Here is a 12,364-nt window from a genome sequence, read left to right as displayed (position 1 = left end):
GAATCGACTCATGGCACACACTCTTCCCCCCCTGCCTTACGCTCTGGATGCGCTGGCTCCGCGCATTTCCAAGGAAACGCTCGAGTTTCACTACGGCAAGCACCACCAGACGTACGTCACCAACCTGAACAACCTGATCCCCGGCACGGAGTTCGAGAACCTGTCGCTGGAAGAGATCGTCAAGAAGTCCTCGGGTGGCGTGTTCAACAATGCCGCCCAGGTCTGGAACCACACGTTCTACTGGAACAGCCTGTCGCCCAACGGCGGCGGCGAGCCCACCGGCGCGCTGGCCGATGCCATCAAGGCCAAGTGGGGCAGCGTGGACGCCTTCAAGGAAGCCTTCAACAAGTCGGCCGCCGGCAACTTCGGCTCGGGCTGGACCTGGCTGGTCAAGAAGGCGGACGGTTCGCTGGACATCGTCAACACCAGCAACGCCGCCACGCCGCTGACGACCGCCGACAAGGCGCTGCTGACCTGTGACGTTTGGGAGCACGCGTACTACATCGATTACCGCAATGCCCGTCCCAAGTACCTGGAAAACTTCTGGGCGTTGGTGAACTGGGAATTCGCCGCGAAGAATTTCGCCTAATCGCTGTACTTGCGATCAAGACGGCCCGGCCTTGCCGGGCCGTTTGCTTTGCAGCCACGCCGCGCGGGCGATGGTAAGGTACCCTCTGCGTTTTCTCCTCCTTGCCCTGCGCGCCCATGCCGAATCCGGAACCGGCCGTTCGTCCGCACCGCTATCTCGTTCATTTGCGCCGGCTGGCGCGCCGCAAGCTGCGCCAGATGCGGCGGGTATCGCACCGTACGCTGAGCATGTCCCTGCTGCTGGGCGGCGCGGCGCTGGTTGCGCTGGTGTCGCTGGGCTTTACGCAACTGGCCGACCTGGCGCTGCGCTGGAACCAGCAATGGACCGCCGCCCACGGCTGGCTGGCCCTGATCGTGACGCCGTGCGCGCTGGCCGTCCTGTGCTGGCTGACGCTGCGCCTGGCGCCCTATGCATCGGGCAGCGGCATTCCGCAGGTGATCGCCGGCCTGTCCTTGCCGCCCGGCGGGGCGCAGCAGCGGCTGGTCTCGCTGGTCCAGTCCCTGTGGAAGATCCCGCTTACCTTCCTGGCCATGCTGGCCGGCGCATCGGTCGGCCGCGAGGGCCCCTCGGTTCAGGTGGGCGCCGCGCTGATGCTGGCGTGGGGCCAGCTCTGGCGCCGTCTCGGCGTGCCGCTGCGCGGCTTTCACAGCCAGGAACTGATCGCCGCGGGCGCGGCCGGCGGGCTGGCGGCGGCCTTCAATGCGCCGCTGGCCGGCGTGATCTTCGCCATCGAGGAGCTGGGCCGCGGCACGGTGCTGCGCTGGCAGCGCTTGGTGCTGATCGGCGTGCTGGCCGCCGGTTTCCTGGTGGTGGCAATCGCCGGCAACAACCCGTATCTCGGCACGTTCGCGGGCCAGGCGCTGGCGCACGACATGCTGTGGTGGACGCTGGTGTGCAGCGTGGTCAACGGCATCCTGGGCGGCGTGTTCGCCCGGCTGCTGGGCAAGGGCGCGGCAGGCGTGGCGCCGCAACGCTGGCGCGAACGCGTGCGTCGCCACCCGGTGGCGACGGCGTTCGCGCTGGGGCTGGCGCTGGCCTGCCTGGGCCTGCTGACCGGCGGCGCGGTCTACGGCACCGGCTACGGCCAGGCGGCGGCCCTGCTGTCCGGCCACGACGGCGCGCCGGAGGGCTTCGGGCTGGCCAAGCTGGCCGCCACCGTGGCCTCGTACTGGGCCGGCATTCCAGGCGGCATCTTCACGCCGGCGCTGACCACCGGCGCCGGCATCGGCGAGCAGATCAGCCATTGGGCCGGCGCGGGCGTGGATACGCGCGTGCTGGTGCTGGTTTCGATGGCGGCGTTCCTGGCCGCCGCGACCCAGGCTCCGTTGACGGCCAGCGTGGTCGTCATGGAGATGACGGGCAGCCAGCCCATGCTGTTCTGGCTGCTGGTCGGCGCGCTGGGCGCCTCGGTCGTGTCGCGCCAGTTCTGCCCGCGGCCGTTCTATCACCTGGCGGCTGGACGGTTCCGCCGCACGGCCGTGGTGGAGGCGGGACGCAAGACGTCCACGGAGTAGACGGGCCGCGCCTGGCGTCCGTCTGTTGGACATCTGCGCCGGGACGCGGCTTGCTTATGACGCACTGCGGTAACATCAGCCGATCCGCAGTTTCCTTCACCCTTTCGAGCTTCCCATGACTGTGCAAGCCTTTATCTGTGATGCGATTCGCACCCCCTTCGGCCGCTACGGCGGCGCGCTGTCCGCCGTGCGGGCCGACGACCTGGCCGCCGTGCCGATCAAGGCCCTGATGGCGCGCAACCCCGGCGTGCGTTGGGAAGAGCTGGACGACGTGCTGTACGGCTGCGCCAACCAGGCGGGCGAGGACAACCGCAACGTCGCGCGCATGGCGGCCTTGCTGGCCGGACTGCCGATCGAAGTGCCGGGCGCGACCATCAACCGCCTGTGCGGTTCGGGCCTGGATGCCGTCGGTTCGGCCGCGCGCGCGATTGCCGCCGGCCAGGCCAGCCTGATGCTGGCGGGCGGGGTGGAGAGCATGAGCCGCGCCCCGTTCGTGATGGGCAAGGCCGACAGCGCCTTCTCGCGCAATGCCGCCATCTACGACACCACGATCGGCTGGCGCTTCGTCAACAAACTGATGAAGGCCCAGTACGGCGTGGACTCCATGCCGGAGACGGCCGAGAACGTGGCCGATGATTTCAAGATCAGCCGCGCCGACCAGGACAAGTTCGCGCTGGCCAGCCAGCAGAAGGCGCTGCGCGCGCAGCAATCGGGCTTTTTCGACGCCGAGATCACGCCGGTGTCCATCGCCCAGAAAAAGGGCGACCCCGTGGTGGTGTCCAAGGACGAGCATCCGCGCGACACCAGCCTGGAAGCGCTGGCCAGGCTCAAGGGCGTGGTGCGCGAGGGCGGTTCGGTGACCGCCGGCAACGCCTCGGGCGTCAACGATGGTGCGGCCGCGCTGCTGCTGGCCGACGAGAAGGCGGCCGCCAGCCACGGGCTGACGCCGCGCGCCCGCGTGGTCGGCATGGCCACGGCCGGCGTTGCGCCGCGCATCATGGGCATGGGCCCGGCGCCCGCCACGCGCAAGGTGCTGGCGCAGACCGGCCTGTCGCTGGCCCAGATGGACGTCATCGAGCTGAACGAAGCCTTCGCGGCGCAGGGCCTGGCCGTGATGCGCGACCTCGGCATCGCCGATGACGACGCCCGGGTCAACATCAACGGCGGCGCCATCGCGCTGGGCCATCCGCTGGGCGCCTCCGGCGCGCGCCTGGTCACGACCGCCATCAACCAGCTGCAACGCGGCGGCGGCCGCTATGCGCTGTGCACGATGTGCATCGGCGTGGGGCAGGGCATCGCGCTGATCATCGAGCGCGTCTGAGCCTCGCGCATGGCAAAAAGGAGCCGAAAGGCTCCTTTTTGCATTCCGGCGCCGCGTTCAGGGCAGGCCGTTGATCCGGGCGCCGGCCTTGATGCCGTGCCGCGCGAACCAGCCCTGGGCCATTTCCAGCGCATAACGCACCGATTTGCGCGAGCAATGCGTATCGTCGGTGCGCGGCGCCATGTCTTCGATGTTGACGATGGTGCCGTCGTCGGCGATGAAGGCGATCGACAGCGGCAGCAGGGTGTTGCGCATCCAGAAGCACTGCTGGTCCGGGGCCTCGAAGACGAACAGCATGCCGTCGTTGCCGGGCAGTTCGGTACGGAACATCAGGCCCTGGCGGCGGGTGTCGTCGTTGTCCGCCACCTCCGCGTGAATGATATGTATGCCGGCCGACAGCGGCGTGGTGGGCAGCCGGGGCTGCGGCTTGCCGCTGCTGTTGTGCTGCGCCGCGGCGCCGAAGGACAGGACGGAGAGCGCCAGCAGGGCGGCGCAGAAGCGGCCGCGGGCAATACGGCGCAGGACGGGCAGGACGGCGGCAATCGACATGGGGGCTTGAGTTGGCGGACAATGCAAAATAAAAGGCGGGGCATTCAGCCCCGCCTCAAATGATAACGACGCCCGGCGCCAAATGGTGTCGGCGCGGTGGCGACGCGGTAAGCAATGGTGCTCAGGCAGACGTAATATTGAGTGCCTGTTTGCCCTTGGGACCCTGAATGATCTCGAACGAGACCTTCTGGCCTTCTTTTAGGGTTTTGAAACCGTTCATCTGGATGGACGAGAAATGCGCGAACAGATCTTCACCGCCGTCATCGGGCGTGATGAAGCCGAACCCCTTCGCATCGTTGAACCATTTAACGGTACCCGTGGCTTTAGGATTGTCCCCTTGGACAGCGGTTGCGGTCGTATCAGACATGCGGACTGCCTCATTGAATCGTATGTTGTCAGAAGGGTGCGGCAGCGTCTGCTTTTTACCCCTCCCGGGTGTCCGGATAGGGCTCGTAACAGCCGAGAGCCCTCCGAATGCGTGGATAATGCGCTGGTTTTCTTTCGGACGTCAAGTATGGAAACTACGCATTTCTAGTTGTAAATCTACGTAAGTAACACATTGCTTTCAGTACGTTTAAATAGAATAGCCGCCCTATGAGTTCTACCTTGGATACGCAGCACGACGTGGTCGTCGAGAAGCAGCCGGCGCGCACGGCGCCGCCGCCGATGTACCAGGTCGTGCTGCTCAACGACGATTACACGCCCATGGAATTCGTGGTCAAGGTGCTGCAGAAATTCTTCGGCAAGAATAACGAAGACGCCACGCGCATCATGCTGCAGGTGCACCACGAAGGCCGCGGCGTCTGTGGTGTATATCCACGCGACCTGGCCGCCACGCGCATCGCGCAGGTTTCGCAGTATGCGCGCGCGCGCCAGCACCCGCTGCAGTGCATTATGGAACCAACCTGATCCGCATCGGGCGCGGTCGTCGCGTCGTCCTGCCCGGCGTTACGCGGGCGCAATAAGAAATCGGCCTCAATAAAAAGTAGGGGTGGTCTGTGAGCGGAATGAAGAAAGGGGCCTGGCTGGCCCTGGGCGGGGCGGTCGTCGTGGCGGCGGCCGTGGGGATAGGCTGGTGGATGGGCAAGGGGGGCGGGCAACCCGCCGCCACGCCTGCCGCCGCTACGGCGCCGGCGGCGGGGCAGACGGCGCAGCCCGCGCCGCAGTCCGCGCAACCGGCCACGGGCCAGGCGGTGGTCGGCAGCGCCGACCCCTTTGCCGCGCTGAACTGCCAGCCGCGCCAGTACAACGACACCCTGTCGCTGGCGCTGACTTTTACCCAGCCGGTCGATCGCAGGGCCGACCTGTCGCGCCTGATCAAGGTGGTCGACACCGGCCCGCTGAAGCAGTCCGATGACGAGAGCGCCGAGATTGAACGGCCGGCGCCGGCCCAGGCCGGCGCGGCGGGCGCAAAGGGCAAGCAGGTCGACGGCGCCTGGGTGGTTGGCGACAATCCCCGCGTCGTGTACTTCCCGTATGTGCAGCCGCAGCGCGCCTATGCCGTGCAATGGCAGGGCGATGTGCCGGCCGGCGACGGCAAGAGCACCCTGGGCGCCGTCGGGCACTGCGTCGTCAATACCCAGGCCATGCCGCCGTCGTTCTATTTCGCCAGCCGCGGCGTCGTGCTGCCGGCCGGCCAGAATGGCGGCCTGCCGGTGGCCACGGTCAATATGGCCGAGGTCGATGTGCAGTTCCTGCGGGTCGAGCCCGACCGCGTACCCGAGTTCTTCGGCTCGGTGCTGGGCATCGGCAACGACGCCGGCGCGGACGACCGCGACGACGCCGACGATTGGCGCTACGCCGACAATCGCAGCCTGAAGGGATCGGTCAGCAACTGGGACCTGGACCGCCTGCACAACCTGACCACCAGCGTCTACCAGGGACGTTTCCTGACCGACGACAAACCCAACCGCCGCCATGTGACCTTCCTGCCGATCGAAGGCGTCAAGGAACTGCAGGAGCCGGGCATTTATGTCGCGGTCATGAGCCAGCCGGGCCGGTTCCGCTATGAATACCAGGTCACCTATTTCTACGTCAGCGATATCGGCCTGCACACCCGCCGCTACGCCGAGCGTATCGAGGCCTATACCGTATCGCTGAAGGACGGCGTGGCCATCCCGGGCGCGCTGGTCGAGGTCCTCGACGGCGCCGGCAAGGTGCTGGCCAAGGCCAGTTCGGATGCCCAGGGCCATGTGCGCATCGACGGCGACTTCGCCAAGGCGAAGGTGCTGCGCGCTTCGCGCGGCAAGGAAATGACGGTATTGGCGCTGGGCGAGCCCGCGCTGGACCTGTCCGAATTCGACGTGGGCGGCCATCCGGGGCGCAGCAACAACCTCTTTGTCTATGCCGGCCGCAATCTGTACCGGCCGGGTGAAACCTTCCATGTGTCGGTGCTGCCGCGCGACCCCGACGGCCGCCCGCTGGCCGCCGCGCCCGTGTCGGCCACGCTCAAGCGTCCCGATGGCCGCGTGGTGCGCACGGCGCTGTGGCATCCGGCCAAGGACCAGCCCGGCTACATCGAGCAGGCCATAGAGCTGCCGGTCGATGCCCAGACCGGCGCGTGGATGCTGGAGTTGCGCATCGACCCGGCCGCGCGGCTGCCGGATGCCGCCTGGAAGTTCCAGGTCGAGGAGTTCCTGCCCGAACGCATGAAGTTGCAGCTGGACTCGGCGCAAGCCGTGCTGCAGCCGGGCCAGCCGTGGCGCGTGGACGTGCAGGGCGACTATCTGTACGGCGCGCCGGCCGCGGGCAACCGCCTGCTGGCCAGCTTCCAGGTCAAGCGCGACCGCTACGCGCTGCCGCAGCAGTGGCCGGGCTTCATCTTCGGCGACGTGGCCGACGATATGCGCCGCCACTACGAGGAGCTGCCCGAAAGCGAGCTGGACGATACCGGCGCCGGACAGCTGGAGATCGACCCGCACGCCGACGGCACGCATTCGCCGATGAGCGTGCGCGTATCGGCCAGCCTGCTGGAGTCGGGCGGCCGGCCGGTGGTGCGTTCGCTGGAGCGCACCGTGTGGCCCGCGGCGCAGTTGATCGCGGTGCGCCCGCTGTTCGACCGCGACGTGGCGCGCGAAGGCGCGCCGGCGGCGTTCGAAATCACCCGGGTGGACGCCAGCGGCAAGGTGGTGCCCGTCCAGCAGGCGCAGGTGCGCCTGTACCACGAGCAGCGCCAGTATTACTGGCGCTTCGACGACCAGCGCGGCTGGCACAGCGGCTACACCGAGAACGAGGAGCTGACCGATTCGCGCGTCGTCGACGTGGGCGAGCGCACGCCGCTGACCCTCAACGTGGGCTGGGGGCGCTATCGCCTGGAGATCGCCGACCCGCAGACCGGCGAAACCTTGCGGTACCGGTTCTATGCCGGCTGGAATGCGCAGGACGCCGATGCCGTGGGCAACCGGCCCGACCGGGTGCAGCTCAAGCTGGAAGGCGTGCCGGCGCGTCCGGGCGACACGGTTGCCATGACCATCACGCCGCCGCACGACGGCCAGGCGCTGGTCACGGTCGAGGGCGACCGCATGCTGTGGTCCAAGTGGGTGCCGGTCAAGGCCTCGGGCACGCAGGTCGAGATTCCCGTCGACAAGGCGTGGAAGCGCCACGACCTGTATGTCTCGGCCACCGTGTTCCGCCCCGGCAGCCAGGGCGACCGGGTGACGCCGGCGCGCGCGCTGGGCCTGGCGTTCCTGCCGGTCGCCAGCGACGAGCGCCGCTTGCAGGTGTCGCTGTCGGCGCCGGCCAAGACCCGTCCCGAGACGCGCGCCACCGTGCGCGTGAAGGTCGAGGGCGCGGCGGGCAAGGCAGCGACGGTGACCTTGTCGGCGGTCGACGTGGGCATTCTGAACATCAACCAGTACGCCACGCCCGACCCGCTCGATTTCTTCTTCGGCAAGCATCGCTACGCGCCGGAACTGCTGGACATGTACGGCAAGCTGATCGAGAAGATGGATGGCACGCAGGGACGCCTCAAATGGGGCGGCGACGCGGCCATGCGCGGCGACAGCCGCAGCCTGCCCAAGAAGGTCAAGCTGGTCGACCTGTTCTCCGGCCCGGTGAAGCTCAACGACAAGGGCGAGGCCGACATCGCGCTCGATTTGCCGGATTTCAACGGCACGCTGCGCCTGATGGCGGTGGCCTTCACCGCCGACCAGTTCGGCAGCGCCGACGCGGAGATGGTGGTGGCAGCGCCCATCGTGGCCGAATTGAACACGCCGCGCTTCATCACGCCGGGCGACCAGGCGGCCATTGCGCTGGATGTCACCAACCTCAGCGGCGCCACCCAGAAGATCACGGTGCGCCTGCAGGCCCTGGATCCGCTGGCCATCGCCGACGGCACGCGCACCCTCACGCTCAAGGACAAGCAGCGCAGCACCCTGCGTTTCGTGGCCACGACGACGGGTTCGTACGGCCTGGGCCTGATGCGCCTGTCGCTCGACGGCGAAGGCGCCGCCGAACCGGTGCGCATCGTGCGCGAGTCGGTGCTGCAGGTGCAGCCCGCCCATGCGCCGGACCGCCGCGTGCGCCGCGTCCGGCTGAATCCGGGCGAGACGCTGCCGGCGCCGGGCGATTGGACGTCGGCCTATTTCCCGGACTCGGTATCGGTCAGCATGACGCTGTCGAACCGTCCGCCGATCAACGTAAACCGTCTGGTCGACGGCCTGCTGACCTATCCCTACGGCTGCACCGAGCAGACCATCAGCGCGGCGATGCCATGGGTGCTGATCGACGAGGCGGCGGCCGAGCGGTTCGGCCTGAAGGCCTACGCGCGCGCCGAGCGCGAGCAGCGCGTCGCGTCGGCCCTGGGGCGCCTGGCCGGCATGCGGGCGGCCAACGGCTCGTATTCGCTGTGGGGCGACAGCAGCTCGCGCGACGTATGGCTGACGGCTTACACCGTCGGCTTCATGCAGGACGTGCGCGACCATGAGTTCAATCTCGCTCCGGCCCTGCTCGAACGGCCGCGCCAGTGGCTGCTCGAGCAGCTGCAGCAGGCGTCGGGCGGTTTCGGCACCTGGTCGCCCAACCTGCGCCGCAACCTGGCGAGCGGCCGCTTCGACGAGAACGACGCCACGATCCTGAGAGAGGACCATCGCCGCTTCGCCGGCCTGGCCGCCGCGGCGCTGGTGCTGGCGCGCGACGGCAAGGCGCCGCTGTCGACCGTGCGCCAGCTCTACGACAACTATCAGCAGCGCGCGCGCTCGCCCCTGCCGCTGATGCAGCTGGCCGCCGCCTTCAAGCTGATGGGCGACGAAGGGCGCATGAAGACGGCGCTGGAGGAGGCGATGACGCGCTCGTACGGCATCAATCGCCGCGCCGCCGGTTCGAGCTACCTGAACGAATGGCTGGGCGACTACGGCAGCCCCGTGCGCGACTACGCGCTGTCGTATGCCCTGGTCAACCAGTACGGGCTCATGCACGACCGTACCGAGACGCTGCTCGACCAGCTGGGCGCGCACCTGGGAGGACGCTCGTATCTGTCCACCCAGGAGCAGATGGCCTTGCTGCTGGCGGCCGGCGCCACCGGCGCCGAGGGCCGCACGCCCTGGCAGGCTGCGCTGCAGATCGGCACGGGCGAGCTCAGGACGCTGCAGGGGCGCGATGACCACACCTTCGCGCTGGGCGCGGGCGACCTGGCCGGCCTGCAATTGCGCAATACCGGCGGCCAGTCGATGTTCGTCGAGTTCGATATCCAGGGCACCACCGTGGCGTCCCCGGCGCCGCGCGCCGACGTGATCCGCCTCAAGCGCGTCTGGTACCGTCCGGATGGCACCGCCTGGAACGGCGGCGCCTTGCAGACCGGCGACATGCTGGTGGTGTGGGTGCAGGCCGAGTCCAACCGGCTGATCCCGGACGCCCTGGTGGTGGACCGCGTTCCGGCCGGCTTCGAGATCGAGAACCTGAACCTGTCGCAAAGTCCGGACATGCAGGAATGGACGATCGGCGGACGCCGCGTGGCCGAATCCATGGCCGATCCCAACATCAAGCACCGCGAATTCCGCGACGACCGCTACGTCGCGGCGACGACGCTGGGCCGCGGCACGGTCGATATCTACTACCTGGCGCGCGTGGTGACGCCGGGGCGCTACAGCGTGCCCGCGACCGAGGCCGAGGACATGTACAGGCCTGAATTGCGCGCAGTGGGCGAATCATGGAGCAGCATCGAGATCCGCGACCGCGCGCCGCGTCGTCCATGAGCTTGCGGCGCCTGGCCGGCTGGCGCCGGCCGGCGCTGGCCGCGGCGGTGCTGGCCGGCGGCGTCGTCATGGCGTTGCTGGCGCTGGACCGCCTGTTTCCCCTGCCGCGCTTCGGCTCCGACGGCGCCCAGGTCGTCGTGGCGGCCGACGGCACGCCGCTGCGCACCTATCCCAGCCGCGACGGCGTCTGGCGCTACCCGGTCGGCCCTGGCCAGGTATCGCCGCATTACCTCCAGACCCTGCTCACATACGAAGACCGCTGGTTCTATTGGCATCCGGGCGTCAATCCCTTCGCCATGGCGCGGGCGGGCTGGCAGTGGGCCGCGCACGGCCGCATCGTGTCCGGCGGCTCGACGCTGACCATGCAGGTGGCGCGCCTGCTCGATCCGGAGCTGGCCGGCCAGCCGTCCAAGACGCTGTCCGCCAAGTTGCGCCAGGCCTGGCGCGCCATCCAGCTGGAAATGCACTACAGCAAGGACGAAATCCTGGCGCTGTATCTCAGCCACGCGCCGATGGGGGGCATCGTCGAGGGCGTGGAGATGGGCGCGCGCATGTGGCTGGGCAAGTCGGCCGCCGACCTGAGCCATGCCGAGGCGGCGCTGCTGACCGCCTTGCCGCAGGCGCCGTCGCGCTTGCGCCCCGATCGCCATCCGCAGGCCGCGCAACTGGCCCGGGACAAGGTGTTGCAGCGCATGGCGCAGCGCGGCGTGTGGGACGCGGCGCTGGTGGCCGACGCCCGCATCGAGAATGTGGTCGCCCCGCCGTTGCGCGCGCGCTGGCTGGCGCCGCTGGCCGCCCAGCGGCTGCTGGGCGAAGCGGGGCCGGCCGCCGGCGTGGTCCGATCCACCCTGGATCCCGATATCCAGTCCACCGTGGAAGCCATGCTGCTGGACCGCGTCGACGCCTTGCCGCCCAAAGTGTCCATGGCCGTGCTGGTCATGGACAACGACAGCCTGGAGGTCAAGGCATACGCCGGCTCCGCGGATTTCGCCGACGACAGCCGCTACGCGCACGTGGACATGGTGCGCGGCGTGCGCTCGCCGGGCTCGACGCTCAAGCCGTTCCTGTATGCGCTGGCGCTGGACGAGGGGCTGATCCATTCGGAAAGCCTGCTGCTGGACGCGCCGCTGTCGTTCGGCGGCTACGCGCCGGGCAATTTCCAGGCGGCGTTCGCCGGGCCCGTCAGCGTGGCCCAGGCGCTGCAGCGGTCGCTGAACGTGCCGGCGGTGGACCTGCTGGACCGGGTCGGCCCGGCCAGATTCGCATCGGTTATGCTGGCGGGGGGCGTGCATTTGCGCATGCCGGCCGGCGCGGCGCCGAACCTCAGCTTGATTTTGGGCGGAGGCGGCACCACATTGGAAGAACTGGTCGGCGCCTACCGCGCGTTGGCTCGCGGCGGCCTGTCGGGCCGGCCCCGGTTGCGCGCCAGCCAGCCGCGCATCGAGGCCCGCCTGATGAGCCCCGGGGCGGCCTGGATCGTGCGCGATATCCTCGAATCGGGCGGCCATCCGGATCGTCCCCTGTTTCAGGGCGGCGCCGCCGGCCGGCAACTGGCCTGGAAAACCGGAACCAGTTTCGGCTTTCGCGATGCCTGGGCGGTGGGCGTGACCGACCGCTATACCATCGGCGCGTGGGTGGGCCGGCCTGACGGCACGCCCAACCCGGGGTTTTTCGGGGCCAACGTGGCCGCGCCGCTGCTGCGGGACATCGTGGCCGCGTTGCCGGCGGGCGCGCCCGCGCCGCGGACCCGTCCGCCGCAGGTGCAGGCCGTGGTGACGTGCTGGCCGCTGGGCTGGCGGCTGGGCAGCGCGCCGGCGGGCATCTGCCCGGAACGCCGCGTGGCCTGGGCGCTGGACGACACGGTACCGCCGTCGTTCGTCGGCTATGCCGATACGGCGACAGGGCCTTTGCGCATCGAGGGCGTGGCCGATGGCAGCATTCTGCGTCCGGTGCCCGGCAGGCGCGCGGTCACGCTGGAAGTCGGCGCGCAGGGCGCCAGTGGTGAGGTATGGTGGATGCTGGACGGTAAGGTGTACCGTAGTGGCGCTGCTGGACAGGCGCAGACACTGACGTTGTCGCGCAATGGGCGGTACGCGTTGACAGTGATGGACGGCCAGGGCAGGTATGCTGGCCTGGTATTTGAAATCTCTGGCGTTACGCCATGATCGGCATAGAATATGAATCGTGTATTTGACCGCTT

The 12,364-nt window shown here is 68.7% G+C and carries 8 protein-coding genes; 6 read left to right on the top strand and 2 right to left on the bottom strand.

The features are described from left to right. Nucleotides 1–10: 10 nt before the first annotated feature. The 3 genes from sodB (at nt 11) to pcaF (ending at nt 3,424) form a co-directional block, all read left to right on the top strand. Nucleotides 11–589: a superoxide dismutase [Fe] gene (gene sodB / locus CAL11_RS14295; protein ID WP_015064087.1), complete on the top strand. Its 579-nt coding sequence runs from the start codon at nt 11–13 to the stop codon at nt 587–589. Nucleotides 590–705: 116 nt separating this feature from the next. Then, the gene (locus tag CAL11_RS14290) at nt 706–2,103 is read left to right on the top strand and encodes a chloride channel protein (protein WP_086093303.1); all 1,398 of its coding nucleotides are present in this window, start codon (nt 706–708) and stop codon (nt 2,101–2,103) included. 115 nt (nt 2,104–2,218) lie between these two features. Next, on the top strand, nt 2,219–3,424 hold the full coding sequence (gene pcaF, locus CAL11_RS14285) for a 3-oxoadipyl-CoA thiolase (protein WP_015064085.1): 1,206 nt from the start codon (nt 2,219–2,221) through the stop codon (nt 3,422–3,424). A gap of 57 nt (nt 3,425–3,481) precedes the next feature. Here pcaF and CAL11_RS14280 read toward each other — a convergent pair whose 3' ends face one another. Then, nucleotides 3,482–4,000, bottom strand: a complete 519-nt coding sequence (locus tag CAL11_RS14280; RefSeq protein ID WP_086093302.1) for a DUF192 domain-containing protein — start codon at nt 3,998–4,000, stop codon at nt 3,482–3,484. 94 nt (nt 4,001–4,094) lie between these two features. After that, nucleotides 4,095–4,340 (bottom strand): cold-shock protein, encoded by a 246-nt coding sequence (locus CAL11_RS14275; RefSeq protein WP_003812875.1) that lies wholly within the window; start codon nt 4,338–4,340, stop codon nt 4,095–4,097. 227 nt (nt 4,341–4,567) lie between these two features. Here CAL11_RS14275 and clpS point away from each other — a divergent pair, with 227 nt between their 5' ends. From clpS to pbpC, 3 genes are all read left to right on the top strand, one after another. Then, a complete protein-coding gene (clpS, locus tag CAL11_RS14270) occupies nt 4,568–4,882 on the top strand; it encodes an ATP-dependent Clp protease adapter ClpS (RefSeq protein WP_015064083.1) in 315 nt (104 codons plus the stop codon). A gap of 98 nt (nt 4,883–4,980) precedes the next feature. Next, a complete protein-coding gene (locus tag CAL11_RS14265) occupies nt 4,981–10,164 on the top strand; it encodes an alpha-2-macroglobulin family protein (protein ID WP_167382615.1) in 5,184 nt (1,727 codons plus the stop codon). Then, on the top strand, nt 10,161–12,329 hold the full coding sequence (gene pbpC, locus CAL11_RS14260; protein WP_015064081.1) for a penicillin-binding protein 1C: 2,169 nt from the start codon (nt 10,161–10,163) through the stop codon (nt 12,327–12,329). The genes CAL11_RS14265 and pbpC overlap by 4 nt, the downstream gene beginning before the upstream one ends. Nucleotides 12,330–12,364 lie beyond the last annotated feature (35 nt).

The sequence above is a fragment of the Bordetella genomosp. 6 genome, from assembly GCF_002119705.1.
Taxonomy (GTDB): Bacteria; Pseudomonadota; Gammaproteobacteria; order Burkholderiales; family Burkholderiaceae_B; genus Bordetella; species Bordetella bronchiseptica_F.
This window is presented reverse-complemented; position numbering and strand designations above follow the sequence as displayed.

Bases quoted from the DNA above. Each gene is read 5' to 3' on its own strand.
- CAL11_RS14290 (WP_086093303.1), top strand. From the start codon at position 706: ATGCCGAATCCGGAACCGGCCGTTCGTCCGCACCGCTATCTCGTTCAT.
- pbpC (WP_015064081.1), top strand. From the start codon at position 10,161: ATGAGCTTGCGGCGCCTGGCCGGCTGGCGCCGGCCGGCGCTGGCCGCG.
- clpS (WP_015064083.1), top strand. From the start codon at position 4,568: ATGAGTTCTACCTTGGATACGCAGCACGACGTGGTCGTCGAGAAGCAG.
- sodB (WP_015064087.1), top strand. From the start codon at position 11: ATGGCACACACTCTTCCCCCCCTGCCTTACGCTCTGGATGCGCTGGCT.
- pcaF (WP_015064085.1), top strand. From the start codon at position 2,219: ATGACTGTGCAAGCCTTTATCTGTGATGCGATTCGCACCCCCTTCGGC.
- CAL11_RS14265 (WP_167382615.1), top strand. From the start codon at position 4,981: ATGAAGAAAGGGGCCTGGCTGGCCCTGGGCGGGGCGGTCGTCGTGGCG.
- CAL11_RS14275 (WP_003812875.1), bottom strand. From the start codon at position 4,340: ATGTCTGATACGACCGCAACCGCTGTCCAAGGGGACAATCCTAAAGCC.